This window comes from Woronichinia naegeliana WA131, from assembly GCA_025370055.1.
Lineage (GTDB): Bacteria > Cyanobacteriota > Cyanobacteriia > Cyanobacteriales > Microcystaceae > Woronichinia > Woronichinia naegeliana.
The window spans coordinates 7,118,839-7,145,522 of record CP073041.1 but is presented as its reverse complement, the minus strand read 5'-3'; the positions used below and the strand labels follow the sequence as shown (position 1 = coordinate 7,145,522).

Here is a 26,684-nt window from a genome sequence, read left to right as displayed (position 1 = left end):
AGGAGAACCCAACTTTTTACTTTTTGTTTTCTTTTTTGTCTTCTGAAGTAGAGTAGAAAGATTCATTACCAAAAAGTTCATCGCAATTACCGTTTCCGAGGTCTCAGGTAGTTTGGCCATCACTCGACCAAGACTAAATTTCCTCTTTCCCTGTCCGAATTTACCCTCAATGGCATTACGCACTCTTTCATCTGAGCGTGCCTCTTTCTTTTTTTCTTTGCTCACCTCTTTCGGCGGTCTTCCCAATCGGGGACCACTCATTCTTATATCCCTTTCTTTACAATAAGCTCGATTCGCTTTTGTTCGATAGATTTTATCCACATGAACCGATTCCGGATAACATCCTGTTTCCCTTTTATATTCTTCTATTCGCGCTTGTAAATCTCCCGATTCGTTGTAATTATCCCAACTTAATTTGTCTAAGAAGACAAAGCCATTCACATTACTTGCCGATATTTTAGCTCCAAACTCTACTGCTTTTCCCGCTTTTCCACGCACTATTGGACGCACGTGAGGTTGGCTTACACTCACAATTCTGTTTTCTACTTTATTTGTCTTTTTTTCATACATTTCTAACTGTTGCTCATACACTTTTCCTATCGTTACAAGCTCTTCTTGCTCTTTTTTCGTTAGTTTTTCTAACTTTGCTCCCTCTTCTATCATTTTTTCTATATCAGACAAGTTTCTTTTTATATATCCTAGTTGTTTTTTTGTTCCTTTTCTTCTTTCTTTTTTTGACACACGACGTTTTTTTGCTATGGCTAAGTACTCTTTTCTTGCCACTTCCCTATAAGTCCTCGGCTTTTCTTTCCTTTTCTCTTTTATTTCTTCATACAGCTTATCTATTATTTTTTCTGTTTTTTCTCTGGCATCATTCAATATTCCTATATCCGTTGGATATTTTATATCTGCTGGTGTACAAGTCGCATCTAACAATAACTTTCCTTCATTTTCTTTTTTTTCTGACGCTACACCCGTCGCTTTTTTTTCTATTTCTTTATTAATTTTATTTATTAATTCCATTCCTATTTTTTTACGAAAATGAACCATCATTGACGCATTAAATGCTTCTTTGCTACTATAGCTTTCCATTCCTATAAAGTACTGTAAATAAGGGTTCTCTTTTATTTGTTCTACTGTTTCTCTGTCACTTTTTCCTGAAATTTCTTTGATAATTAATGCTCCTAATGCCATTCTAAATGATTTGGCTGGGGCTCCTTTTTTTTCTGTGAAGTTTTTTGCATATTCTTCCTCATATTCTTCCCAAAGAATCATTTTTGACATTTCTATCCAACGATTTTCTTCGTCTAACTGCCCGCCGAACAGATTTTTCAAGTTTTCTGGTGTTTCAATTGAGTACTGTTGCTTTCGGTACATCTGCTTTCTCTCTTCTTAATGCAATGGTTTTGAGGCATTCTACCCTATTTTCGTGCATTCTAGCGGTTCTTAATTCGCCTACTATTTTCTCCGTAAAGGTTTCAGCTTTTTTCAGCAAGCCCTATGTAGCGAAGGCTATTGCTAGAGGAGAAAAGCCTGATACAGTAACCTATCTGGCTGAACGTGCTAAGTTATTTGGTTTGGTCAAAGCTGAGAGAAAGCGACATCGAGAAAAGGCCGCTCTCAATCAACAAATTTGGGAACCCATTCAGGGCAAACGCATCTTATCCGAGTAAAACCTTAAGGAGATAGTCCTCGTCCCAACCAGCGCGTAGCCGTTTATTCTTGATACCAAGTTTCAGAGTATTTTCCTTTGTGAGCAAGTTAAGAGCGATATGGCGTAAGACGGCTAAATTCTCAGGAGCAAAATCCTTACGAATGCGACAAGCATCCTCGTTGAAGGCCAAGTCTAGAACCCAATGTAAAGAGTTTTCTATCAACCAATGACTACGAACAGGTTGGGATAATTTTTGAGCATTACTCGGCAGGCTACTGATATAGTAGCGAGTCTCATACTCTGTTTTGTCTTTCAATCGTCTCTCCGCTTTAATCATACAGATGCTCGTCAACTTTGCCCATTTCTCCCCACCCAGCAAAAATTCTGTTTGTTCCATCGTCCAGCAACGGCGAATTTCAATCCGTCCATGTCCCTTGTCTATTGTTTGATGAAAATCATGCTTAATTCCCACAAAATTAACCGATTGAGCATGAGCAAATAATTGTTCAACATCCTCACATAAATTACCTTGATTGCCTTTCAATGCCAAAACATAATCTCCCCCTCGCCCTACTATCTGTTGGGCAATCTTTGTCTGAGTTCCCATGGCATCAATCGTTACGATACAACCTTTGACCTCTAGCATTTTCAGGAGTTTAGGAATCGCCGTGATTTCATTCGATTTGCTTTCCACCCACATTCCGTACATAAAAAAAGAACAAAGAAAATAAGAAAAGTCATTATGACAAAAGATAATACTGACAAGTAGTAGCCCCAAAAAAGCGCAAAATCCTCTCTCGCTCAAGCGTTAGATTGATTATTTGGGGACAATTATCCAGTACAACCCAATGAACTCCTCTCAACATCTGAAAAATCCAACGCAGTGTCGGACGCTGAGTCGGCTTTCCCAACTGATTAGGCACAGTCTCCTCCTGCTCTGCCAGAGCCAGTCTCAGTTTACGTTGTCCCAAGCTGTACACCAGTAAACACAACACCATGATGAAACTCAATGCCATAATCCGCTCAGGGGTTTTGAGAAAAACACTGGACGCCAAAAACAGAGGGTCTTTAAGGAAGCGAAAACCTCGCTCTACCCCTTGCTGTTGCTTGTAGTGGACAAGCAGTTGCTCATCGCTCAAAGAGTCTCCATCTAGCTGATTCGTCGCCAAGACAAAACGTCCTGCTGCCCGCTCTGAAGCTTGAACTTTCGCACTATTGAGGCTGAAAGTGGCTTGGGCATGATAGCTACGACGAATGGGCTGTTCATGGGGACGGGGTTTACCTCGATGACCGTAATGACATTTTTCGACGACAGTTAGGTCTTGAAGAAGATGCCATTCTAAACTCTTCTCCCATCGGCTCAGGGCGGTTAAAGCATCCTCCCGACAAGCAAATTCCTGACGCTGTAATTGTTCTAATTGTCTTTGAGCTTGAGCCGTTGCTTTCTCTGTCTTCTTCGTCAGTTGTTTGAGGTCTAAAGCTTTTTTTTGCTCGCTATCTACCACTATCCAACGTTGTTTGACTCCCCCATATTCACTTTCTAAGGAGGTAAGACGATAGCCCTCTAAATCAGTTGTGATGAATTGCTCCGAGGCTAATTGACTGACCGCATCCTGCACTTCTCTAATCGTTTTCGGCACAGAACATAACCAGTATATGCCGGTTAACTTTTGCAAGTTATCGGCACTGTATAAGGCTGAATCTGCTATATACAAACCATCGAATTGCCACTGCTCATTGAACTTTTTCAAGAGTTTAGCAAACTCTTTTTTATCACTTTGATTGCCATCTCCTAATTCGAGAAAAGCGGGAATGTCGCCATCCCCCCAACAGACTAGATTCAAGACAAATTGTTTCAAGTCTGGTCGCTTATCCTTTGAATAGCCATGAGTGATAGGGTGCGACCTTTAGTTGATAAAAGCTGTTGTAATCAGGGTTCTACAGGGAACCCATATTGATCAAGTTTTGCCCAAAATTGACTCCATCGTTCCTTGGTCAATACCAAAGCTCGTAGGCTCAAAATAATTCCTGCTCCTTTTTCCTTCCATCGCATCCCTGAACAACATAATCGTTGTTTGACCAACGTCTTACAAGCTGCTTCCGTAACACCTGAACCAATCGGATACTTTTTCTCTATGTATTCAGCATAATCCATTTGATGCTGATGATTCTCGTAATAAGTAATCGCCGCTTGTAGTTTCTCGGTAAGATTCTTAGAATGACTTTTTTCTTCTTTGACTTCTTTCATCAGATTTAGCAGTTCTCCTGCTTTTCCTTTTTCATGCTTGAGTTCTCGACAATTTTCAGTCAACCATTCTTTTTGTTTTGACACGGTATTCGGATGCAACGCTTCTGCCAAGGCACCTAAGTAACCAGAGGCATGATAGAAATCTAATATCTGTTCTTCCGTTTGCTTTTCTAAAAACTTCCAATTTGATTCTGCCCCGTCTGCTATCCCGACCAATGTTGCCTCTGGATAACGGTTTTTCGCTCGCTCAATTTCTCTTTCTAATCTTTCTAGAAAACTCTTTTTTCCATACTCTGGTGCCGCACCTAGATAGATTGTAGGTTGACGTTCGCCTTCACTATCGTATAGGGAAACGGTTCCCACCATTGCTTCACGGTAGCCATCCTCACACATCAGCATACAGGTTCCATCTAATCCTATTCCCACTGTTGCAATTTGGCTATCCTCCTTGGGCGGGGCATAACTCCACGCTTCTTCTTTTGCCTGTACCACACTTCCTACTGCTTCACTCAATCTTTGGATATAGGATAGCGCTACTTTTCTACCATGATTTTCTAATAAATCATTTTTCACCTCTTTGCCTGCCATCCCTGACATTTTTGAGGATACCTGTTTTGCCAATAATGGCGTTGATGTTATGATTATCCTTGCTTCTCTTTCTAAGGGGCAATACGTTTTTCCTCAAAGGTGAACGCTGATATACATGACGATTCACTATAACCTCACCATAAGGTGTTTGATATTCTTTCGGTTGCTCTCCCTTACTCTTCCAGATTTCTTCACCGATTTTTAAGGGTGAACCATCTGTATCTAAATATTTCAAGGCTTCTTTGCTGGCGATGCAACCTACTTCGTTTAAGCCTTTTTGAATATTTATTTCTGTATCCAACATTGAACGACTGAGTTCTAATGTTAGTTCTATTTTTATCTTTGAACCCTCTACATTAATTAGTTTTGCTGTCATCATTGTTTCCTCTTTGTCACTTTTCATCCCATGTTAACACTTTTCTTTTCCTTCATCAACTAAAGGTCACACCCGAGTGATATGGATTATTTGGCTTTCTTTGTCTTCTCTCTCCACCGATAATTTATATTCCCCTTGTACCGATAATGAACTGGAGTCTAAATGGGAACTTTTCATCACTATTTTGAAGATTTCTACGGCTTTTAGACAAATTCCGAGAAACAAACGGCTGATGCCGGCCATAAAGATTAAATCTAAGACTCTCCCTAAACGGTCATCATTCAGGTCGCTGGCTTTTATTCCTTTTCCTAAAAGATGTTCTACTGGTTTATCTTCAAAAAAACGACTGAACAAATATAAAGGAGAGTTGATAAAGCCTAAGCCATTGAGAATCATCGCTTTCACTACCAGACCCGCACTGATTTTAGCACGGTCATTTTCTCCTAGTTGTTCATTGATATAATCCACTAGACCTAGTTCATCAACTATCGCCGCGATTATTCCTAAATGGTCGAGATTTTTAACGTTTAATTGGGTCATTTTCTCTTGGGTTTATTAGCTTTTTTATTTTAACTATTCTGTAGCCATTTTTGAATCTATTTTTATTTTTTCAAAACTAGTACGGAATACGGGCTCTAACACAGAAGTCGAAGAAATTAGCATAGATGGTGGGAAGGTACGACTCAGAACTCCCAAGGGAGAACCCTTAATTTGGCGTGATTATAAAGGAGTCAGTTTTCATCAATTGGGGGTAGCTGCCTTTTTTCAAGATAACTCGGCTTTATTAGATTTGGTTAATTCTCAAATTTTGGCTAAGCCTTTAATTTGTTTGGGAGATGGACATGATGGTATCTGGAACTTATTTCGTGAGATAGGACAGAAACATGAGCGAATTGAAATTTTGGACTGGTATCACTTAATTGAAAACCTCTATAAAGTTGGGGGGTCATTCCAGCGAATTGAGGAGGTCAAGTCTTTTCTTTGGACGGGTGAAGTGGATGCCGCTATCTCCTGTTTTGAGGGATGGTCAGAGCCTCAAGCTGAGAATTTTATCATTTATTTAAACAAGCATAAACATCGGATTGTCAATTATGGTTATTTGCAGGCAGAGGGCATTTCCATTGGCTCTGGCTCTGTCGAATCTCAAGTTAAACAAATTGGTCATCGTCTTAAAATTACTGGTGCGAGTTGGAATTCTGACAATGTACCACAAGTCCTTCGTCATCGCTGTTCCTATTTAAATGATTACCTTTTTTGACTCTTTCATTTACCTCGTTAAGTATTTCTACTTATTGCAAAGGTGAGATGCTCCCTGAATAAATACAAGGGAGAATTAATAAATCCTAAGCCATTGAGAATCATGGCTTTAACCACCAGACCCGCACTGATTTTCGCACGGTCATTTTCTTGTAACTGTTCATTGATATAATCCACTAGACCTAGTTCATCAACTACGGCCGCGATTATTCCTAAATGGTCGAGATTTTTAACGTTTAATTGGGTCATTTTCTCCTCGGTTTGTTAGCTTTTTTATTTTAACTATTCTGTTGCTATTTTTGAATCTATTTTTATTTTTTCAAAATTAGTACGGGATATGGGTTTCCACCTTGCACTGTCCTAGTACTAGACGATTTGCTGTTGCCCATGCACTTACCATCTGAATTGCGCCCTTTCCGTTGGCATTGTCATAGGAGTGGCGAAGGGTTTTGCCGTCAATCGCTATCACTTCTCCTTCACTTACCTCCGCTATACTTTTGACCCAATGCAGAAAACAGTCTTGAAATTGCTCTGGATTCAGACTAGCAAATACACGCGCAAACGTATCGTCGGAGGGGATGCCATTCGGCAATTCCAAAATTTTTTTTAGCCATTGATGTTTAGCCTTGCCGAAACTTTCCATGGCTACCCAACCTTCTGCTCCACAAATGACGGCTAAGATGGCAATCGTTAGAATATCAATGAGTTTATGCCGTTTTGTTCGTTCGATGCGAGGGTCATCTATTTCGGCAAAGTGTTCTACCAGTCTATATTTGGGTCGGAGTTTCATCGCTTTTGTTTTCTATGCACTTTCCCTTATTTTCCCTTATCCATCCCTCTATAATGTTCTTGTATCTGTATCATTTTTAGATGCGTTCGCCCTGGGAACCCATTCCTTTAAGTTGACACGGATGAAGGCTTGCGCCCGATTCTTGTGCCCGATTCTTGTGCCCGATTCAAACTATCCGAAGTTAAGCCGTAACAAAGTTACCAATTACCAAGGTTCCGGTTAAACCGGTTACTTCTACAATGGAGTCAGTACTGGCATTAAAACCGGCGATCGCATCATTAATCGCCACAAAAGTACGGGTAGTAGTTCCACTGGTAAAGGTAAATTGGGCAGCATAGTTCGCAGCAAAATTCGTAGTCGTTAGCTTGGCTCCAATCCCCGCAGCATCAAGGGTATTAACCGTTAAGCCAGTGGTAAATCCGGCTCGTGCGGTGGTGACGAGGAACAGATCGTTGCCAGTCGTCGCGTTAAAGTCGGTAATCAGGTCATAGTTGGCTAAGAGGGAGTCAGTTAGGGTTTTGTAACCAAATTTGTCGATACCTGCTCCACCGGTGAGGGTATCTTTTCCGGCTGCCCCAGTCAGAATATCGTTACCTGTATCACCACTGAGAAGATTATTGGCCCCATTGCCTGTTAGTACGTTATTGGCGGTGTTGCCTGTCCCGTTAATGGCACTGGAACCCGTTAAGGTCAGGTTTTCAATGTTGGGGAAAGTAGCTAAAGAGAAAGTGACAGAGGACTGAATAGTATCGGTTCCTTCGCTGACATTTTCGGTAATAACATCAGTAGTACTATCGATTTGGAAAATATCATTCCCTAGACCGCCAATTAAGGTATCGACTCCCGTACTGCCATTGAGGGTATCATTGCCGCCGCCACCGTTGAGGGTATTATTGGCACTATTGCCAGTGAGGACGTTATTGCCACTATTGCCTGTCCCATTGGCCGCCGTTCCCATAAGGGTGAGGTTTTCAACTCCTTCGGGTAAGGTACGACTTAAGGCACTGAACCAAGTATCGCTAATCATCACTTCTCCAAAGCTGGCATTGGGGTTAAGGGTGGCGTTAACAGGATTGGAGAGGGTGACGATAAAGAATTCGTTGCTTTCGTTGGTGTTGTCGTTGAGGATGGGAATGCTGATCGTTGCCAGAGTACTATTGGGGGCGATGGTTAAGGTTCCTGTGCTGGTGGTGTAGTCACTGTTGGCAGTGGCGGTAAGGGCGGTAGTGGTGTAGTTGACGGTAATGTTTTGGCTGCTGGGACTACTCAGGCTAACAAGCAAGACGGCATTTGGATCTTTTCCTTCGATAACGGAGATGTCGTTAATGGAAAGTGAGGGAAAATCATCATTGGTAATGGTTCCTGTAACGGCAGTCGTTGTGCCAACAACATAACCCACATCAGAGGCTAGAGTGAGGATTACAGTTTCGTTGTTTTCAATAGTGGTATCGACAGTGGGATTAATAGTTAGGGCGGCTGTGGCTGAACCTGCTGCAAAGGTAATACTTCCTGTAGTAGCGGTAAAACTGGCGGCTCCGCTTTGGCTATAGTCTGTGTTAAGAGTGGCAGTTCCTCCTACCTTATAGCTCACTGTTAAGGCATTAGTTGTTGCTTCTGTACGAGTGAAGGTATAAACCAGATTTGGGGTTCCGTCTTCTGTAACACTTGCTGGGGCTACTGCTAGAGTAATGGTGACAGCAGGTGCATCTTGGTACTTAGTGACAAATGCGTCGTTACTACCACTATTAGTCTGACCATCTAGATTACCAGAGGTATAACCACTAGAATAGATAGCACCATCTTTACCTGTGGTTAAAGCATTAACGGAATCATCGCCACTTGTCCCTAAGAGCTTTGTCCAAACCTTAGTGCCATCGGGATTGTACTTAGTGATAAATGCGTCGCCATAACCACCACTATAAGTCTGACCATCTAGATTACCCTCAGTATAACCACTAACATAAATAGTACCATCATTACCTGTGGTTAAAGCATTAGCTTGATCAAAGCCACTTGTCCCCAAAAGCTTTGTCCAAACTTTAGTGCCATCGGGATTGTACTTAGTGATAAATGCGTCGTAACTACCGCTATTAGTCTGACCATCTAAATTACCAGAGGTAAAACCACTAACATAGATAGCACCATCATTACCTGTGGTTAAAGCATTAGCTCCATCATCGCCATTTGTCCCCAAAAGCTTTGTCCAAACTTTAGTACCATCAGGATTGTACTTAGTGATAAATGCGTCGTAACCACCACCGCTATGAGTCTGACCATCTAGATTACCACTAATAACACCACTAACATAGATAGCACCATCATTGCCTGTTGTTAAAGCATTAGCACGATCATCGCTACTTGTCCCCAAAAACTTTGTCCAAACTTTAGTGCCATCAGGATTGTACTTAGTGACAAATGCGTCGTAACTACCGCTATTAGTCTGACCATCTAGATTACCAGAGGTAAAACCACTAACATAGATAGCACCATCATTGCCTGTTGTTAAACCATTAGCTTGATTAGAGCCACCTGTCCCCAAAAGCTTTGTCCAAGCTTTAGTACCATCAGGATTGTACTTAGTGAGAAATGCGTCAGCACCACCACTATAAGTCTGACCATCTAGATTACCCTCGGTATAGCCACTAACATAGATAGCACCATCATTACCTGTGGTTAAAGCATAAGCGAAATCATTGTTACCTGTCCCCAAAAGCTTTGTCCAAACTTTAGTACCATCAGGGTTGTACTGAGTGATAAATGCGTCGTAACCACCACTATTCGTCTGACCATCTAGATTACCATTGGTATAACCACTAACATAGATAGCACCATCATTGCCTGTGGTTAAACCAAAAGCTCGATCAACGCCACTTGTCCCCAAAAGCTTTGTCCATTGCTTGATCGGATAATCATCAGTAAGAATAGTACCCGTTACTGCGCCTGTAGTACCAATGGTATAACCTGTTCCCGTCGCTAAAGTTAAAACAACAGTTTCATCGCTTTCCTCTTGGATATCAGACTTCGGGTCTATGGTAACTATAGCGGTGCTAGAACCCACCGCAAAAGTGATGGTTTTCCCTGTGCCTGGTATGGCTCCTGTATAGTCAGTGCTGTCTGCTGTTCCTGTGAGGTCATACTTGACAGTGAGGGCGTTGGTTGTCGCTCCTGTGCGAGTGAAAGTATAAATGAGATTATTGATGCCGTCTTCAGAAACACTTATTGGTGCTACTGCTAAGGTAATAATGCTTTCAACAGCAGTATTGAGAATCGGCGAAAATGGATTAGTAGTCATGGCTTTAATAAACTGAGTGAAGTTTTATAGTACTTTTCTGGCTTAGCGAATGGGTTGATAACGGGTTAAACGATTACCCTTGGCATGATAAACCTCTAGGGGTAAACCCGCTTGATTACTGATCGCCTGAAAAGTTTGTTCTAGCTGGGAAAGATGGTTAAGTACCCCGGCCTGACCAGGAACATTGCCTTGGGACTTAGCCTGGAGAGCCGAATTCCAAATTTGTTGGACGTAGCCTGAAGTGAGTCTCACCTTAATGACTTGAGGACTAATGCTATAGTCGCAGGCCCGATTCCACTGTGAACAAAGAGTCTCTAAATCACGTTTAATATTCTGCGATCGCAGGGTCGCTTTCAGTCTATTTTGGGCCTGTTGTAGAGAAAGATTGTAGGTAGCCAGCAGGGGACGAACTTTCTCCATCAGAAAACTTTGGGGCGGAATTTGTTTGAGGGTCAGCAGTGCTTTTTGCCAATGGTTAACGGCGATCGACCATTGTTGTTCGAGTTCTGACTTTTCTGCAAATTTGGCGAGGGCCAAGGCCTGTTGATAATTAAGGAAAGCTTTTTCTTCCTGTTGACGGCGCATTACCACCCGCTTGTATTCCAAACGATAGACAGGCAATTGTTTCAGGACTTTTTCATAGACGGTGGTTCCGGGAGAAATCTGCTGGAGATTTTCAATCACTTCTTGCCAAGTTGTGGCAATGAGACTGAGATCGGCAAGGGATTTTGGTGCACTACTGCGGATTCTAGCTAAAACAGCACTTTCTGTGGCCTGACCAAAGTGTCGTGTTGCCTGTTGCTCTTCGAGGAGACGTTGCTGGGCTGTGAGGAGATTTTGCCGATAAACTTGCCGCTTTTTTTGCGCGTAGGCTTGGTAAGGACTATTGCTGGGTAATTGGCCCAATAAAGCGATCGCCATTTCCCAAGCTTGTTTTACTTGTTGCCAATCCGTAGTGGAGAGAGCCTCATTTTGTTCTAAAAGTTTTGCCTGCTGGGCTTGCCGGGTTGCTTGACCTAATAGCTCTACCGAAGGTATGCGAACTTGATAATCTTTTTGCAACTGAGTAATGTGTCTATAGTAGGGCGACCAGAAAGGAATGGTCTCTAGCTTGTTCTGAACTTCTACGAATTGCTGCTTGATGGTTAACCAATGGGTTGCCAAATCTTCATTATCAGAAAACAGAGATGCTTGCATTAATTGTTCAGCTTCACGTAACTGGACGCAAGCACCGATGACACAAGGACGACTGAGGGCATAAATTCCTACAAATAATACGCTACCCCCTAGCCCCAATCCCAACAAGATCCAATTAAGATTGTTAACCAGAAAGGCGGGACGTTGATTTAAAAAATATTGCCCTTGATTTTGCACAAAGTCTGCCCAACCAAGGGGGGGATTCGGCTCTGAGTCTGAGGCAATGGTCGCCAAGGATTGAGATAGGGTTCGTTGGGGAAAACTAGCCGTTAAGGGTTGGGAGACAGTATTTTCGTTATGACTAGAGTTAGTGAGTGCTTCATCGACAACCAGATAAATTTTGATGGGGTAATCTACGGCAATCCCGACTTTCTCCAAAAAATCTCTCGTACAGGAAAAAATGGCAGTGGTTTCTAAGGCTGGGGTTTCTGCTAGGTGAATAATCACCATCAAGACACCTTCTTCGAGAAAACAATTAACGGGTTCTGTCTGAGGGGAAGCTTCTTTACCCTGAATTGATCTGTCTCCCTTGACGATCGCCAGGTGGCGTTGGGCGATCGCATCCGACAGAAGATGTCTGTATAGCCGTTTGGCTAAATCTTTAAAATCGATGGAGCGAGTTGCCGTATCTACCATGTCATAAGAAAAAGGTGGGAGTTTGGAAACTCAGCGTCTTCAGACCTGAGAGGAAAAACGACTCAGGGGAATTTATTCCCCCGTAAAATATGGGTTAAAAACTATAGGAGTAACCATCTTTACGATGAATTGCCCGACAGTATTTATGCCCAATTCCTTGTATTAGCTGTGAGGATGTTGAAATATTGAAACTACCACTAGAACGAACAGCAACTCGTCCAACGTAAGTTCCGATTTTCTTTCCAGAAGTTACGATTGCCTTAACAATGTCACCTGTCTGAAATCCTTTAATAAACTTAAGGCGAGGGACATAACGAGATGGGAAGCCAAATTTATCGGTGCGACACATTTGACGGCATCCATGTCCTGTTGCCTTAATCAATAAAGGCTGCTTGGTGACAATCCGTAAAGAATCAATCGTTCCTACACAAGCGGCATCAATCCAATGAGCTTTAGTTAATTTTAATCGAGTGCGATTAAACTTAGTTTGTCCACCAGATCCCGTAGAAACAGGTAATCCAGTGATCTTTAAGGCATTAAATAAAGCCCAACGGGTCGAATTAACGGCGGCGGCATCCTTTAAAGGAGACTTTGCCTGACTCAATACTCGTTTCAAGACATCAGGTTTTCCTGAAAGAAAGTCTTTGATATCCTGAGTTCCCTTGCCAATATTACAGGGTTCACAGGCTAAACAAAGATTGGAAATGCGATTAGTTCCGCCCTTCGCCTTGGGTTGAATATGCTCAACTTGGAGAGGGATGTTCTTTGCTCCACAATAGGCGCATTGACGGTTCCATTTTTCCAAGAGATATTCCCGCACTTCGTAACCCTGTAACTCTCCTTGTTGGTATTCAATACCAGAGATTTCACGGTTTTCCATTTTCTGTAAATCGAATCGAACCAACTCCTGAACAATGCTAGTGACAGGACAGTAACGAATCAATTTCTTGACCAAGGTTAGCGTGGTATCTACTCGATGTTGGAGACTGGGAGTTAACCATCCCTTTTCCTTTTTCCGATTAAGGAATCGAGCAGGACGATAGCGAGTTTTACGATTTCGGCGATTACGACGAATAGCGCGACGGGAATCTAAGTCGGACTTGATTTGTTGTCCTCGGTGAGATAATTCGGCTCCCCAAATGACATCTTCTCCATTGAGAATAGCAATCCCTGTTGCTTGAGAGCCTGGGTCGATTTTAAGAGTCAACGAATTGACTTCTACATCTTCTTGCTTCTCCTTGAGAATAATGGTGAAGGGATACCGAAGAAATACAGCAGCTTTTTTCTGATTCAGTAACAATCGTGCTTGAGCAGGATGCACTGGATTACAAGGCTGTTTATCGGTATCAATAACAAAAACATCATTAGACATAGATAACTCCAATTTCTTGGGTAATGTTAGCCTCGGTAATGTTTTAAGAGCTTGTTAGGCTGAAAGCACTTCCTTAACCCCGTAAAGATGTTTAACTTTCAACAACACAGCGACAAACTGGCTACGCATTCGTCGGTGTTATGACTCAAAAAACGTAGTCCTCGAAGGACTTAACCTGGTCAGCTAACTGAAGTTAGAGGCACGAAGCCCCCGTACTTCAGTCGGGGGTGCTGACTGTTTCCTAATCGCAATTCAGTATTGCCAATATCAAGCTACTGTCCTAGTTGTTAGCATAGATAGGAGTGATTTGTCACAGGTTTCCTAAGTCGTCCCAAAAAGTATGACAGAATTGGGTCGTTTTGATACACTGCTTAACAATGCAGGTTATCGTCAGATGGCCTCCTTAGAACGGATGCTGATGATCACGACTCAACCATAATTTGCAATTAATTTTCCTCGTCTTTAGGTCTATCCCAAGTCTTGATTTTCATTATGTGTTCTCAAGGAGACGGTAGAATTATGAATATCAGTAATATTCAGTTTTTAATCTTGCTCAGTATGATTGGTGCCTAAACTCTAATTACGATTGATGACGAATTACGACGGACAACCTCTTAACCAATGGATTTATTAGAATATCAAGCCAAAGAACTGTTCCAACAGATTGGCATTCCGATTCTGCCATCTCAGACAATTCACAATACCGGAGAACTGAAAAGACTACAAATTCCCTATCCCGTTGTTCTGAAGTCCCAGGTACGGGCCGGTGGGCGAGGCAAAGCTGGTGGTGTTCGGTTTGTGGAAAATACGATTGATGCGATCGCGGCGGCAACGGCCATTTTTCATCTTCCTATTTCTGGGGAATATCCAGAAGTCGTTTTAGCAGAAGCCCGTTATGATAGCCAATTGGAATTTTTTCTGGCGATCGTTTTAGACTACCAGCGTCAATGTCCCGTACTACTCGGTTCCAGTAAAGGCGGAATGGAGGTGGATACGCTTCTGCAATATATGGAGCAGGTAGTTTTGACCGAGGAATTTTCCCTGTTTCATGCCCGTCGTTTGGCAATAAAAATGGGGTTGAAGGGGGAATTAGTGCCAGCCGTGAGTGATATTATTGAAAAAATGTATTGTCTCTTTACTAGCAAAGATTTAGATTTAATTGAAATTAATCCTTTAGGTGTGAATGCTGATGGGGCAGTGATGGCCCTGGACGGCAAAATTGCGGTTAATGATAGTGCGATCGCCCGTCATCCTGATTTACAAAAGCTAACCAAATATCAGGAAGATTCGGGTTTTTCTTGGTTGAAAGGGGACGCTAACGCAAAAATTGGCTTGATTTGTAACAGCTATGGATTAGCACTGAGTAGCTGGGATCTGTTGAGTGAAGCGGAGGGTAAGCTAGTCGGAGCCGCCATTTTAGAGGAATCCCATCCTCAAGTGTCCTTAATTCAACAATTGGAAGGGGCCATAAAACAATTGCGGAAGATGGCAGAGCTTCAGGTCATTTTAATTAATTATTTTGGCTGTGCCGCCACCTCCGAGATGATCGCCGCTTGGCTCCATCACCAGTTAAATCCTCAATTACCCAGTGTCAAAATTTTAAATAGTGAAGAAAGAACCATTCGAGCTACGGGAACGGTTCAGGAAAGAGCCCTTCATTCCCGTCATTCTCCTGCTGCCGACCAAATTCCTATTGTACTTAGGTTAGCCCAGGGAAATTTAGAGATTTTACAAGCTCAAACTCACCCGCCCCTGTTCTATGGATTTACGGATCTTGAACCGGCGATCGCTAAAACCCTGGATTGTTTAGAGCCTTTTCCCACGGATTGAATTTGTTCTTCGCCCTACTTCTGTATTAATCTTGTAATCTTTTTATGAAATGGCAAACTCAGAGTAAAGTTTTGCTTCAGGGAGTACATCATCCTCTCAGTGCAATTTATATTGAACAAATGCGACGCTATGGAACCCAACTGGTGGCAGGGGTGAGCGCAGGTCATGGAGGAGAAAAGATTGCCGATCTTCCCGTTTTTGATTTGATTGAAGAGGCGATCGCTGGAGTTGGGGCAGTGGATATGAGTGTTATTCTCAACCCTCCCTATCGAGTCTTGGATGCTTCTCTAGAGGCGATCGCCGCCGGCATCCGTCAATTGGTGATTATCTCTGCTGGTGTTCCTCCCCTCGATATGATCCAGTTACTGCGTAAAGCTGAAGAAACCGGAACTTTTATCTTAGGATCTGGGAGTCAAGGAGTCTTAATTCCCGATCAGTTTTGTGTGGGCACTCTCAATCCAGACTATTATCGACCCGGCCCCATCGGCATCATTAGTCACTGCGATACCTTAACCGATGATATTGCCCAACAATTAACCCGACGGGGTTTTGGTCAATCCCTAGTGGTCAGTATTGGCACTGATGACTTGATTGGTTCCAACTTTGAACAATGGCTACAGGTTTTGGAAGAAGATGATCAGACGGAAGCGATCTTGCTGCTCGGTCAACCCAATCGTGAGGGGGAAAGCCGGGCCGCTGACTATATTGCCTCGGCGATCGAAAAACCGGTCATTGCTTATCTGCCTGGATACCAGGCAACCCTTAACAAGCATTTCAGCGACTCCTTAACGATTATTGCTAATCAGTTATCTCATACCGTACCTGAAGCGAGTAGTACTCAAAAAACGATCATGGTCTTTAAAGAAGCAGAGATTCCTGTAGCCCAACGACCCTGGGACATTGCCGATTATTTAGAAGCAGTGTTAACAGAGCCAACTTGAACTATGCAAGAAAATTTAGCCGGTGTAGTCAAGGAAAATTAACGGAAATATCACTTTGTTTTTTTGAGATTGCGAATCATGGTTTCAACCTCTTTAGCAATATCTTTATTGCCATCCTTTTGTAACAATAAAGAGGCCTCTTCTAGATTTCTGAGGGCTTCTGAATTGATGCCTAAATTTTTATAAAAAATTCCCTGTTGGTAGAAAGATAAAGCCAGATTTACATTGATATCTTGATAGTCTATATCCTCAGTTTTCATGTCCTTAGCACTATAGGCTTCAATCTTATTCGCTAAGATTTGAGCACGGTTTCTGCTCTCCTTGGACGATTTATTCCCGATTTTAGTAGGAGAGGCTGGTTTTGTTAGCACTGAGACAGTTGGCTTCGGCAAGTCTTCAGGAATCTTCAAATCTGTGTTCTCAAACAAAAAAGACATCTCGTCTTGTGGAAAATTTGACGGTTTGGGAGTCGGTTGATTGGCTGAAGGACGGGACGCATTAAGGTTAAGGTCAGAAAAATTCTCGACTGGTTCGGCCATGTCGATACTGTCTGTTGGCATAGGACGGAGAGCCGCAACCGGATTAGAGTCTTTATTCTCCTCTGTGTCTGGCAGTAGAGGACTATGGTAATTAGCGGCCAATTGAGGATCGAGAAGCATAGCTTGATTCCAATCTTGTTTAGCCGCTTGTTCATAACCCAGATTGCTTTTAGCTAGACTGCGATTATAGTAAGCCTCTGCTAATTGGGGGTTTAGCTTGATAGCTTGATTAAAGTCAGCGATCGCGCCCAGATCATCTCCCTGAGCATAGCGGATATAACCACGCTGATTATAGACTGAAGCACTTTGACTTGGTACAATTTTTGCTTCTTGAACGGGGAGACGATAGCTGACAATAGAATGACTGGGTGTCGGAAATTCTTGAAAGAGAAATACGGAAATTAAAATACTTCCTAGCAGTGAAAGATTGCCTACAATTAAAAAAGTATTTCTGTTAAATTTTCTTCGCAAAAAAGCCTGACTATGGGTCAATACTTGATAATTAGATTGACCATAGGGCATCCGCACAACCTGAGGTTGAGAGGAGGGTAAAATACTCGCTACTGATTTTTCTAATTGAGGAGATAGCGGTACTGAGGGGCGGAGGGCCTTGCCAAAAATATCGGTTTTAAGTTTAATCGCCCGATCGCACCAATAACAAGTGGCATTATCTTGATGGTAATAGTGATTTTGGGCTTGATTGCAGATAGTTAAAGAATTAATGGCTAATCGTAGAGAATCTTGCCATTCTTTGGCTGTGGGCCGCGATCGCGGATTGTCATAACCTTTACTAAAACATTGTATAAAACAATCTTTGAGGGCTGGATGCACTGTCGAAAGGGCAATGGTTAAACGGGACGGTTTAATTAAACTTTGATGGCCAAATACCCAATATCCCTGACGAATCAAATCACTTAATTCTAGTGCATCACCCGTACCAATCCATTTACCTTGGAAAGGATGGGAACCAAATAATAGATAGTAAATAATAACCCCTAAACGGAAGCGATCTTGAACTTCAGTCTGGTTCAGTAGCGCGAAATCTTTACCCAGCAGTTCTGGGGGCGTAAACCCTTCCGATCCCACTAAACAACGGTAGATTTGACCATTACGAGGATTGGTGACTTGAAAAGAATCTGTGTCAATAATAGAGGGAATGGCTTGATTATTAATTAAAATATTTTGGGGCTTAATATCACCTAACACATAATTAGCTTCATGGATAGCATGAATAATCGAGGCAATATTGTGGGCTGCTGTGTGAAGAAAATACCAATCAACGGTTAAGCCATTTTTCTTTCGACGACTAGGATTATAAACTTCAATCAGTTCTTTTGCACCGTGAATAGCTGGCATTAAAAAACCAACAATTATACCACTGCGATCGGCTAACAGAGATTCGGGCCAGGCAAAGGAAATACAACGACGGTGTTGATTGGGATCTTGAGGCGGATATTTCACCATTACCTTTAATTTTTCTTGTCGTTGTAAGGTCGGTGAATGATAAATCTTCGCTAAAATGGCAGGATTTTCGGTTCTCCAAACTTCACCTTCGCCACTGGACGCGATCAGTTCTTTAAGGATAATTTGTTGATCGGTCTTAGTACAAATTAAATGCTTTATCATAGGAATGGTCAAAATACCTTCTCCAATTACCCTTCAGTCTTTGAGAAGTCGGTCATGAAATATAGAAGCAATTAACTTTATAGAGGCACACAGAAAACGGAGTCAACCGAAGTTAAACAGCGTCAACTGCTTTATATTCGCTCCCTGATTGACCGATGGAGGCTTGCGTCTCCTTGGTTCTAGGGTCTGGGACTTGCCTTTGTCCGTTTTCGCCTCGAATAGTTGACCCTGCATAGGAGTCAAGCTATCCAGAAACTTCCGAGTCCGTTCTAACAATATTTCCTTTGCCTTTTTATAGCTAAGAAAACGGGGGATTTCAACGTCTCCCAGTCTTGCTAGAATGTTGTCAGCAGCGTTGATATCAGAGTGTAATACGACCCCATCATGTCCGATAAACCGCTCCCCTGAACGAGTCCCTGTGAGAGTCCCGAACCGAGAATCGAGTTGTGACGTATAGGCACTGTTAACAGCAACAATCGCGCAACCTACGCGAGTTGAAACCTGATTAAGAGCATCGGCGACCACGCCTTTACACCAAGAAGAAACGTTTCTTTTCATCCGTTTTGTTCTTGGTTTTTTGTTGCGAATTTGCTCTGTTAAATCTTCAACGGCTACCTTAATCGCATTTTGCATGAGTTGATGGGTAGCGGTAAAAACAAGGGTTTTAATCTGCCCCTTGAAACGGGACTCTCGTTTATCCCATTTCTGTTTACCCAAGTTGTTACGATTAATCCTATCCGCTTTGGCGGTATCCCCTTTTTGGATTGCTTTATCGGCAACAGATTTTAATTTGTTGCGCTTAACTTTTTTGGCTGTACGATAATCGGTTTCTTTCGTTTGCAAGGAACCAAAATTATTACCTAAAAGTCTAGCACCATCGTTAGAAGAAGTGGCATAAACTTCCGTATAACCCCTATCGCAACCGATGGTTAAACCTTCTGTTTTAAGTTCGGACTTTTGAATATTAGTTGTGTAATGAATTTCCCATCTATCAGCCCGTTTAATCAAGCGTAACTGACAGGTAACTTCGTGAGGTAATGTAGTCGGAACTTTTATGGCTTTTCCCTTTTCAAGTCCACCAAAACGAAGCCAGACCACTCCATTTTCATCGAATTGTGTATCAAAAGCTCTGAGGATAATTTGATTATTAACCCTTGTATGACCACGATGCCAATATTTACGAACAAGAGAGCATAACTTAGGGTGATTAAGCCAATCACGACTTTCTAGGGTTAACTGTAATACTCCTTTTTGGGAGTGAAACGTTTGATAGGATTGCCCTAGAGCTTTTATCACCTTCTGAACACAGGAAGCCTGTACAAGGTGAATGTTGTCTATTACGTCATAAAGGGTTGAATCCCACAATTTGGCTGGCAGATCATATTTTTCACGGAAGGGACGTAATTGTTTGTCAATTTCAAACTTAGAGATTCCCCATGCTTTTAATGAACCAAATTCATTCCAGAGGTTACAACGAAGTTGACCCAATCGAAGCGCGATGGTATCCAGTTCTTCCGACTTCCACTTATTCAGTTCTTGAGTTCCTAGAATAGCAATCCTAGTTACCGTCAGTTGACCTTTTACCTTGCGTTTCATTGAGTTAACCTCCTTTTTGATTATAACGATTCACATTGCTTAGTTGTTGGATCGATTGTAGATATATTTTGTTCATCCTCAATTTTTTTCTGGTAAGCACTAAGAAAGTAAAGTTTGGAACTAAAACAGTGCATTATGCTCATAAAATCGTGCATCAATTCTTCTTGAGGAGATAGTTTACTGTTGTTGATTACCGTGATTTTGCAATCGTGAAGATGGCAGAACCATTCCACAAAATCAAATCCAAATCGGCAAAGTCGGTCTTTATGTCCAACAACAATTTCGCCTATCTCTCCTTTTGATACTTGAGTCATTAGCTTCAAGAAACCTTTTCTTTTCCAGTTCATTCCACTGGCAATGTCCTTGACAACCCTTGTCTCTGGGTAAGCATTCCCCAAAAAGCCAATCTGAGTTTCAAGATCGTTGACTTGTGTTCTCGTACTTACGCGAGCATACAAGACCCGTTCTTTCTCGATAGAGATCGACTCCTCGAATGCCGATTCAGGGTATCTGCGATGCCCACCAGGAGAACGAATACAAGGGATTTTCCCTTGATCTGCCCAGTCAGATGTTGTTCTTGGGTGATAACCATACTTTTGATAAACTTGGGTTGGGGTTAGGTACTTCATTTGATTTATCCTATTTGACCCCATTATACTTCGTTATTCAATGATTAGGTGTGCTGACAATCAGGAAAATCCTGCCCGTCCTCATCGTTTTTCCACTGATCATTTCAACAAGCTGAACAAAAATTGCTTCAGTCTCAACGTCAGTTTCCAGGCAGTGCGATCAAAATTGCTAGCGGTGATCCCGCCAAGGAAATTCTATTGTTCTCCCTGACTTGTCATCTTCGATCATTTAACAGCTAAAAACAGACTTTTTAAGCCATTACCATACCACCATCCACGTTAAATACTTGACCCGTAATATAAGCAGCAGCAGGATCGATCGCCAAAAAACGAATCATGCCAGCCACTTCTTCCGGTTGACCGTAACGGGCCAGGGGAATAAATTTCAAAATTTCATCGGCTTTCAGATCGTGGGTCATATCTGTGGCAATAAAGCCAGGGGCAACAGCATTAACGGTTACACCGCGACTGGCTAACTCTTTAGCAACGGTTTTTGTAAAACCAATTACGCCCGCTTTGGCCGCACTATAGTTGGCTTGACCAGGATTTCCCATTAATCCCGCGACGGAAGTGATATTGATAATTCTGCCGCTTTTTTGTTTGAGCATTAGTTTGGACACGACCTTGGTGGTCAGAAAAACGCCTGTTAAATTCAAATCAATGACTGCTTGCCAATCTTCTAATTTCATTCGTAATAGCAAATTATCACGGGTAATTCCCGCATTATTGACCAAAATATCGACTCTGCCCCACTGTTCCTGGGTTTGCTGAATTAAGTTCTCGACTTCTTCACTCTTAGAAACATCGGCTTTAACCGCGATCGCCGTTCCACCGTCCTGTTGAATTTCTTGTACTACCGAATCTGCCGCCGCACTAGATTGAGCGTAGTTAACCACAACCTTGACCCCCGTTGCCGCTAAAGCCAAAGCCGTTGCTCGACCAATCCCCCGCGAAGCCCCCGTGACAATCGCAACTTGTTCTGATAAGGCGATCATAAATACTTTCCCTCCAAGGTTTATCTCAATTGCCTATTCTAGGTTGCTCGGCCCCTTTGAGTGAACTTTTCTCTGGCATCCTGTTGCTTTAAACAACCTTCAAACAAATACTTTTGCATTTGGATTCAAAACTAGATCTAACTTTTTCCAGACTTTTCCAGACTTTTTCAGATTGAGAATTATTAGAAATTGTGGCTAGATAAAAACAAACGCATTTATGAGAATACTGTTTAACTTCAATAGGCACAAATTAAAGAACAGCAGTGCTTACCCAGCATACATCGAGACTTACGAGACTTAACTTTAAAACTACCCCTAAAAAACAACCCAATATCAAATGTTAATAAAAACTTGTATGAGCAAAGAAGAAGGACTGCAACTGATTGAATCCCTATTGAGGAAAGATTTAACCCCCTTGGAATTAGATATTTTTCATTGTGCTTGGGAAGAAAAACCCTATCTAGATATTTCCCTGGCAACGGATTATACCTACGACTACATCAAGCAAGTCGGTGCAAAACTCTGGCGATCGCTGACTCAAGTCACGGGAGAACGGGTGTCTAAAAATACGCTCCAATCCTCTCTTCTACGCTATCAAGAACGTAAGTTGCCAACATTTGAGTCCAGGGTCAACACTAATGCTCACAAAAATACCAGAAGACTGAAACAAAAGACTTTAACTCTCTCTGTTCCGTCATTGGTCTAGTTCGTTTCTAGATTAGCAAGGATCACAAATCAAACCATCGTCCAGCGATCGGCATTCGCCAACCTGTCCCAAAGGCCCGATCCGTTACTTTTAATACTGGTGCTGCCTGTTTCCGCTTAAATTCAGCCCGACTGACTAACCGACAAATTTTATGAACCGTTGTGGCTTCGTAACCCGCCTGAATCATTTGCTCCGCCGATTGATGGTGATGAATAAGTAAATCTAAAATTGCATCGAGGATATCGTAGGGTGGCAAAGAATCCTGATCCAATTGACCGGGTTTGAGTTCAGCACTAGGCGGTTTAATTAATACATTATTCGGAATGATTTCTCTTTCCTGATTTAACCAGTGGCACAGAGAAAAAACCCGTGTTTTTGGTAGATCGGCGATGACGGCTAATCCGCCATTCATATCTCCATAGAGCGTACAATATCCCACCGCCATTTCCGATTTATTGCCTGTTGAAAGTAGCAAATGGCCAAACTTATTAGCGATCGCCATTAGTAAATTACCGCGAATGCGAGACTGTAAATTTTCTTCGGCAATACCAAAATCAGTTCCGGCAAATAGAGGAGATAATTGCTGATCATAGATCGTCATTAAAGGGCCAATGGTAATGGTTTCACTCTTCATGCCTAAATTCTCCACTAAAGCCTGGGCATCATCAAGGGAATGATCAGAACTGTAGGGAGACGGCATTAAAATTCCTAGCACATTTTTGGCCCCCAAGGCAGCAACGGCGATCACTGCCACCAAAGAAGAATCAATGCCACCACTTAAGCCTAAAATAGCTTGGCAAAAACCACATTTACGAGCATAATCTTGAACGCCAAGAACCAGGGCTTCAAAGAGTTCTGCCTCTTCTGTTTTCGGTAAGGTTTGTATTGCACTGGGTAATAGATCTTTTTGGCTGTCTGACCATTCTAGATAAGCTAAATCTTCCTGAAAGGCGGCGGCTCTAAAGACCATTTTTCCAGATTGATTGAGGGCAAAACTATTACCATCAAAGATCAAATCATCATTGCCTCCGACTTGATTAACATAAATGATCGGAACCTGATAGCGATCAACCATGTGGGCTAAGAGAGATTCCCGTAAGGGCTGTTTCTGTAAACGGTAGGGAGAGGCCGATAAATTAACAATCAGATTGGCTCCTTGATTCACCAATTCGGTGATCGGATTGACTGCATAGGAACGTTTTCCCCAGAAATCTTCATCATTCCAAAGATCTTCGCAGATTGTCACCCCTAGCCGAATATTCCCCCATTCAAACAGTTTACTAGACTTACCTGATTCAAAATAGCGATCCTCATCAAAAACATCGTAAGTTGGTAATAAACGCTTATGAAAAATTTGCTTAACTTCTCCTTTTTCCAACAAAGCAACGCTATTAAATAAAGGTTTTTCACCACGATTTTCTGCTTGGGGATTGGGCGTGACAGTTCCCACTAAAACCCTTAATTGTGAAGGAAGTTTTTGGCTTAATTGCTGTAAGTTATGATCCAGGGCAGCAATAAAACTAGGATTGAGCAAGAGATCTTTTGGTGGATAGCCACTGAGAGATAATTCCGGTGTTAATAATAGATCGGCTCCTTGTTCCCTCGCTTTTTGAGCCGCTACTAAAATGTGTTGACTATTGCCGACGAGATCTCCAATGATTGGATTAAGTTGAGCGATCGCAATTTTCATGATTAATATCCTAAACAAAAATAAAGGGCTTATCTTTTAAGGGCGCAAAAGCCTGAGCATTAAAACGATATAAACTGGCAGGTCTGCCCACCTTCTTAATAATTTTTGAACCCGTATCACTCAAAAAACCTAATTTTAAAAGCCGAGTCCGAAAATTAGAGTAATCTGAAAAATTTTCACCTAAAATAGTGGCATAAAGTTGATATAAATCATTTAAGGTAAAACGTTCTGGCAATACCTCAAAGGCAATGGGACTATACTCTAATTTGTTGCGAAGACGTTGATAGCCATAGTCCAAGATTTGATTATGATCAAACGCTAGACTAGGGACATGGAGAATATTGTGCCAGGCAATCTGACTAATATTTTTAATGAGTAATTCGGCTTCTTCAAAACGAATCAAGGCAAAATAACTAACAGATAAATAACGAATATTATAACTATCTGGTTCTTCCCTGGGATCACGATGGGGGCCACCAAAACTATAGAGTTGTTCTAGATAAAGATTTTCAACTTTTATTTTCTCTGCTAAAACTCGTTGGGCTGCAACTTCTAACGATTCTCCTGAGCGCACTAAAGTCCCCGGTAAACACCAATAGTTTAAAAATGGCTCTTCTTTCCGTTTAATTAGTAATACCATGAGGCGATTATAGCGGGTGTCAACGGAGAAAATAACGTTATCAACTCCCACTTTAAAGTCAGCAATGGCAGGCTTTTTAGCTTCTAGAATCATAAAAATTGGCAATTATTATTGGGATTACTACTGTTTACTCTCGACTTAAATTTAGGAAAGGTATAGTTTTTGCTGGTGAATATAGGCGGTGACAGGAGCCGGTAACACGGTTTGATCTTTGCTGACTCGATAACCAGTGGAAGAAATCGCTGGAGCTTCAGTTTCCGCTAGTCGGTAATCTCCTCCCAATTGTCTGATCTTGGCCAGAGCAGGATCGGTAATAGGATGACCCGATCGCGGCACAATCACTAAGGTTACGGCGGACAGGAGCTTTTCAATTTGGTACCAACGAGGAATTTGACTCATTAAATCGGAACCAATCACCAAACTATAGTCCTGGTCTTCCCCCCACCAGGCTTTAGCCCGTTGCAAACTGATTAAACTACGGCGATCGCTGAATTGTTCATAGACCTGGACGTTAGAACGGGGCAGATTCATGGCAGCAATTAAATGGCGCAACATGGCCAAGCGGTGGGCCAAACTGGTTTGATGAGCTTTAAAGGGATTGTCCGCCGCCCAAACTGATACTTGATCATAGTGCTCGGCTAACCATTGTAAAATAGCCTGATGAGCCGTTGTCGGGGGATCGGCACTAGTGCCAAAGAGCGCGATATTCATGGGCGATCGCTAAAAGATAAAGACAGATCTTGCTCGGCTGAGGATAACACAGAGGAACTAGAGGAGAGTAAAGCTTGATTTATTATAGTAGGAATTACCATAACTTAACAGGCTTGAGGCAGCATTTTGTTAAACCTAGTAGCTCTTGGTAGATAATGGAGAAAAAAGCGGAAACAGTTCGGGGATCAAGGCAAAACGTAATATAAAGAGACGTAACGTTACAGATCTTTATGAGAATGCCAATAATAGACAAACTATTGCTAAGGAAATTCAAAAAAGATTAAGTTCCTGTCCATTTCCTGAGAATTACTCGATAATCAAGGTAGGAGAAAGAAATTAAAAACCTTATTTTTCATTTCTCCAGCGCGAACCCTCTAAAGACTACATTTAATTTATTACATCCCTTGGAGTGGAGGTTAATATGAATATTCATAAATCTGTACAAGACCTAATGGAATATTTCACGGAAGCTTTTGCCAGAATTTTTGGCCCCTCGACAGACGAATATCCTGAGGTAGGCGTTCAACCCTTTGAAGGTGAACCTTATGTGGGGGCAACAGAAGAAAGTTAGGAGACTATTGATTGATTGTTGAGAAGTTTTAACCTGTCTAACTGTAGTGGAGTCTTTTGGCTCCACTTTTTGATGGTGCATTGATCGCTTAGACCGGTTTTAAAGACGTTAAGTTTACAATCGTTAGGTTTAAACCGCGATCGCCGGTGAGAATAAGAGAGGAGACTTGTCAGAGGGACAGTAAAAGGATAGGCTGATCAGGCGGTAACAAATTTTAACAATTAGCGAATCTACCATGAAACAACGGGGTGTAACCATCTGGTTAACAGGACTAAGCGGGGCAGGTAAAACCACCATCACCCAGGCTCTAGAGCAAAAACTACTGGCCGGGGGCTACGATATCGAAGTCCTGGATGGGGATGTTGTGCGGACGAATCTGACCAAGGGGTTAGGATTCAGCAAGGCAGACCGCGATGAAAATATCCGTCGGATTGGTTTTGTCGCTAATTTATTGACCCGACATGGAGTGATTGTCCTGGTTTCTGCGATCTCTCCCTACCGTGAAATCAGGGAAGAGGTGAAACAGAAAATTGGCAATTTTGTGGAAGTGTTTGTGAATGCACCGCTCAATGTTTGTGAAGAACGGGATGTGAAAGGACTTTACCAACAGGCCAGAAAAGGCGAAATCAAGGGTTTTACTGGTATTGATGACCCTTACGAAGCTCCTCTCAATCCAGAAGTGGAGTGTCGCACTGATCTAGAAGAACTAGAAGAAAGTGTGGCCAAGGTTTGGGATAAGCTAGTAGAAATGAGCTATATTGAGATTTAGAGGCTTCCTACTCTTGCAAGTTTTTCTTAAA

20 protein-coding genes and 4 pseudogenes are annotated in these 26,684 nt (G+C 42.1%); 7 read left to right on the top strand and 17 right to left on the bottom strand.

Annotation, left to right across the window (positions count from 1 at the left end; translation table 11 throughout):
• Nucleotides 1-39: 39 nt before the first annotated feature.
• Nucleotides 40-1,377: pseudogene (locus KA717_36295) on the bottom strand (IS5 family transposase).
• Between the two features lie 23 nt (nucleotides 1,378-1,400).
• Here KA717_36295 and KA717_36290 point away from each other — a divergent pair.
• Nucleotides 1,401-1,673: a hypothetical protein gene (locus KA717_36290; protein UXE60861.1), complete on the top strand. Its 273-nt coding sequence runs from the start codon at nucleotides 1,401-1,403 to the stop codon at nucleotides 1,671-1,673.
• Here KA717_36290 and KA717_36285 read toward each other — a convergent pair.
• The 4 genes and pseudogenes from KA717_36285 to KA717_36270 all read right to left on the bottom strand — a co-directional run bounded on the left by KA717_36285 (nucleotide 1,662) and on the right by KA717_36270 (nucleotide 5,406).
• Nucleotides 1,662-2,363, bottom strand: coding sequence for an ISAs1 family transposase (locus tag KA717_36285; GenBank protein UXE60860.1), 702 nt, complete (start codon nucleotides 2,361-2,363; stop codon nucleotides 1,662-1,664). The genes KA717_36290 and KA717_36285 overlap by 12 nt on opposite strands.
• Nucleotides 2,364-2,394: 31 nt before the next feature.
• On the bottom strand, nucleotides 2,395-3,513 hold the full coding sequence (locus KA717_36280; protein UXE60859.1) for an IS1634 family transposase: 1,119 nt from the start codon (nucleotides 3,511-3,513) through the stop codon (nucleotides 2,395-2,397).
• A gap of 71 nt (nucleotides 3,514-3,584) precedes the next feature.
• Nucleotides 3,585-4,866: pseudogene (locus KA717_36275) on the bottom strand (ISKra4 family transposase).
• A gap of 66 nt (nucleotides 4,867-4,932) precedes the next feature.
• A complete protein-coding gene (locus KA717_36270; protein UXE60858.1) occupies nucleotides 4,933-5,406 on the bottom strand; it encodes a DUF4277 domain-containing protein in 474 nt (157 codons plus the stop codon).
• A gap of 103 nt (nucleotides 5,407-5,509) precedes the next feature.
• Between KA717_36270 and KA717_36265 the strand changes: the two are divergent.
• A pseudogene (locus KA717_36265) lies at nucleotides 5,510-6,124 on the top strand (ISKra4 family transposase).
• A gap of 17 nt (nucleotides 6,125-6,141) precedes the next feature.
• On the opposite strand, the gene KA717_36260 reads toward KA717_36265, so the two are convergent.
• The 5 genes and pseudogenes from KA717_36260 to iscB form a co-directional block, all read right to left on the bottom strand.
• A complete protein-coding gene (locus KA717_36260; GenBank protein UXE60857.1) occupies nucleotides 6,142-6,372 on the bottom strand; it encodes a DUF4277 domain-containing protein in 231 nt (76 codons plus the stop codon).
• Nucleotides 6,373-6,466: 94 nt separating this feature from the next.
• Nucleotides 6,467-6,913 (bottom strand): annotated as a pseudogene (locus KA717_36255) (ISAs1 family transposase).
• Nucleotides 6,914-7,094: 181 nt separating this feature from the next.
• Nucleotides 7,095-10,205 (bottom strand): hypothetical protein, encoded by a 3,111-nt coding sequence (locus tag KA717_36250; GenBank protein UXE60856.1) that lies wholly within the window; start codon nucleotides 10,203-10,205, stop codon nucleotides 7,095-7,097.
• 42 nt (nucleotides 10,206-10,247) lie between these two features.
• On the bottom strand, nucleotides 10,248-12,038 hold the full coding sequence (locus tag KA717_36245) for a hypothetical protein (GenBank protein ID UXE60855.1): 1,791 nt from the start codon (nucleotides 12,036-12,038) through the stop codon (nucleotides 10,248-10,250).
• A 94-nt stretch (nucleotides 12,039-12,132) separates the two neighbouring features.
• Nucleotides 12,133-13,410, bottom strand: a complete 1,278-nt coding sequence (gene iscB / locus KA717_36240) for an RNA-guided endonuclease IscB (GenBank protein UXE60854.1) — start codon at nucleotides 13,408-13,410, stop codon at nucleotides 12,133-12,135.
• Nucleotides 13,411-14,031: 621 nt separating this feature from the next.
• Between iscB and KA717_36235 the strand changes: the two genes are divergently transcribed.
• Both KA717_36235 and KA717_36230 read left to right on the top strand, forming a co-directional pair.
• Nucleotides 14,032-15,240 carry an acetate--CoA ligase family protein gene (locus KA717_36235; protein ID UXE60853.1) on the top strand — a complete coding sequence of 403 codons (1,209 nt, stop codon included), beginning with the start codon at nucleotides 14,032-14,034 and terminating at the stop codon, nucleotides 15,238-15,240.
• 44 nt (nucleotides 15,241-15,284) lie between these two features.
• Nucleotides 15,285-16,181, top strand: coding sequence for a CoA-binding protein (locus KA717_36230; GenBank protein ID UXE60852.1), 897 nt, complete (start codon nucleotides 15,285-15,287; stop codon nucleotides 16,179-16,181).
• Nucleotides 16,182-16,231: 50 nt separating this feature from the next.
• On the opposite strand, the gene KA717_36225 is transcribed toward KA717_36230, so the two are convergent.
• The 4 genes from KA717_36225 to fabG form a co-directional block, all read right to left on the bottom strand.
• On the bottom strand, nucleotides 16,232-18,358 hold the full coding sequence (locus KA717_36225; protein ID UXE60851.1) for a tetratricopeptide repeat protein: 2,127 nt from the start codon (nucleotides 18,356-18,358) through the stop codon (nucleotides 16,232-16,234).
• A gap of 90 nt (nucleotides 18,359-18,448) precedes the next feature.
• Nucleotides 18,449-19,942: a transposase gene (locus KA717_36220; GenBank protein UXE60850.1), complete on the bottom strand. Its 1,494-nt coding sequence runs from the start codon at nucleotides 19,940-19,942 to the stop codon at nucleotides 18,449-18,451.
• Between the two features lie 20 nt (nucleotides 19,943-19,962).
• Nucleotides 19,963-20,571 (bottom strand): IS607 family transposase, encoded by a 609-nt coding sequence (locus tag KA717_36215; protein UXE60849.1) that lies wholly within the window; start codon nucleotides 20,569-20,571, stop codon nucleotides 19,963-19,965.
• A 251-nt stretch (nucleotides 20,572-20,822) separates the two neighbouring features.
• Nucleotides 20,823-21,566: a 3-oxoacyl-[acyl-carrier-protein] reductase gene (gene fabG / locus KA717_36210; GenBank protein ID UXE60848.1), complete on the bottom strand. Its 744-nt coding sequence runs from the start codon at nucleotides 21,564-21,566 to the stop codon at nucleotides 20,823-20,825.
• A 337-nt stretch (nucleotides 21,567-21,903) separates the two neighbouring features.
• On the opposite strand from fabG, the gene KA717_36205 reads away from it, so the two are divergent.
• Entirely contained in the window at nucleotides 21,904-22,272 is a 369-nt protein-coding gene (locus KA717_36205; GenBank protein UXE60847.1) for a hypothetical protein, read from the top strand.
• Between the two features lie 22 nt (nucleotides 22,273-22,294).
• Here KA717_36205 and KA717_36200 read toward each other — a convergent pair whose 3' ends face one another.
• Genes KA717_36200 through KA717_36190 form a run of 3 tightly spaced genes read right to left on the bottom strand, consistent with a single transcriptional unit; the run spans nucleotide 22,295 to nucleotide 25,313 of the window.
• Nucleotides 22,295-23,965: an NAD+ synthase gene (locus tag KA717_36200; GenBank protein ID UXE64890.1), complete on the bottom strand. Its 1,671-nt coding sequence runs from the start codon at nucleotides 23,963-23,965 to the stop codon at nucleotides 22,295-22,297.
• Between the two features lie 7 nt (nucleotides 23,966-23,972).
• Nucleotides 23,973-24,695: an NUDIX hydrolase gene (locus KA717_36195; protein ID UXE64889.1), complete on the bottom strand. Its 723-nt coding sequence runs from the start codon at nucleotides 24,693-24,695 to the stop codon at nucleotides 23,973-23,975.
• Between the two features lie 51 nt (nucleotides 24,696-24,746).
• On the bottom strand, nucleotides 24,747-25,313 hold the full coding sequence (locus tag KA717_36190; protein ID UXE60846.1) for a nicotinate-nucleotide adenylyltransferase: 567 nt from the start codon (nucleotides 25,311-25,313) through the stop codon (nucleotides 24,747-24,749).
• A 421-nt stretch (nucleotides 25,314-25,734) separates the two neighbouring features.
• On the opposite strand from KA717_36190, the gene KA717_36185 reads away from it, so the two are divergent.
• Both KA717_36185 and cysC read left to right on the top strand, forming a co-directional pair.
• On the top strand, nucleotides 25,735-25,884 hold the full coding sequence (locus KA717_36185; protein ID UXE60845.1) for a hypothetical protein: 150 nt from the start codon (nucleotides 25,735-25,737) through the stop codon (nucleotides 25,882-25,884).
• A gap of 235 nt (nucleotides 25,885-26,119) precedes the next feature.
• Nucleotides 26,120-26,653, top strand: coding sequence for an adenylyl-sulfate kinase (gene cysC / locus KA717_36180; protein ID UXE60844.1), 534 nt, complete (start codon nucleotides 26,120-26,122; stop codon nucleotides 26,651-26,653).
• Nucleotides 26,654-26,684: the final 31 nt, after the last annotated feature.

Excerpts from the sequence above, each read along its gene's own strand:
- KA717_36215 (UXE60849.1), bottom strand. The coding sequence starts at position 20,571 with ATGAAGTACCTAACCCCAACCCAAGTTTATCAAAAGTATGGTTATCAC.
- KA717_36235 (UXE60853.1), top strand. The coding sequence starts at position 14,032 with ATGGATTTATTAGAATATCAAGCCAAAGAACTGTTCCAACAGATTGGC.
- iscB (UXE60854.1), bottom strand. The coding sequence starts at position 13,410 with ATGTCTAATGATGTTTTTGTTATTGATACCGATAAACAGCCTTGTAAT.
- KA717_36250 (UXE60856.1), bottom strand. The coding sequence starts at position 10,205 with ATGACTACTAATCCATTTTCGCCGATTCTCAATACTGCTGTTGAAAGC.
- KA717_36285 (UXE60860.1), bottom strand. The coding sequence starts at position 2,363 with ATGTACGGAATGTGGGTGGAAAGCAAATCGAATGAAATCACGGCGATT.
- cysC (UXE60844.1), top strand. The coding sequence starts at position 26,120 with ATGAAACAACGGGGTGTAACCATCTGGTTAACAGGACTAAGCGGGGCA.
- KA717_36220 (UXE60850.1), bottom strand. The coding sequence starts at position 19,942 with ATGAAACGCAAGGTAAAAGGTCAACTGACGGTAACTAGGATTGCTATT.
- KA717_36245 (UXE60855.1), bottom strand. The coding sequence starts at position 12,038 with ATGGTAGATACGGCAACTCGCTCCATCGATTTTAAAGATTTAGCCAAA.
- KA717_36290 (UXE60861.1), top strand. The coding sequence starts at position 1,401 with ATGGTTTTGAGGCATTCTACCCTATTTTCGTGCATTCTAGCGGTTCTT.
- fabG (UXE60848.1), bottom strand. The coding sequence starts at position 21,566 with ATGATCGCCTTATCAGAACAAGTTGCGATTGTCACGGGGGCTTCGCGG.
- KA717_36270 (UXE60858.1), bottom strand. The coding sequence starts at position 5,406 with ATGACCCAATTAAACGTTAAAAATCTCGACCATTTAGGAATAATCGCG.
- KA717_36185 (UXE60845.1), top strand. The coding sequence starts at position 25,735 with ATGAATATTCATAAATCTGTACAAGACCTAATGGAATATTTCACGGAA.
- KA717_36230 (UXE60852.1), top strand. The coding sequence starts at position 15,285 with ATGAAATGGCAAACTCAGAGTAAAGTTTTGCTTCAGGGAGTACATCAT.
- KA717_36195 (UXE64889.1), bottom strand. The coding sequence starts at position 24,695 with ATGATTCTAGAAGCTAAAAAGCCTGCCATTGCTGACTTTAAAGTGGGA.
- KA717_36260 (UXE60857.1), bottom strand. The coding sequence starts at position 6,372 with ATGACCCAATTAAACGTTAAAAATCTCGACCATTTAGGAATAATCGCG.
- KA717_36190 (UXE60846.1), bottom strand. The coding sequence starts at position 25,313 with ATGAATATCGCGCTCTTTGGCACTAGTGCCGATCCCCCGACAACGGCT.
- KA717_36205 (UXE60847.1), top strand. The coding sequence starts at position 21,904 with ATGTTAATAAAAACTTGTATGAGCAAAGAAGAAGGACTGCAACTGATT.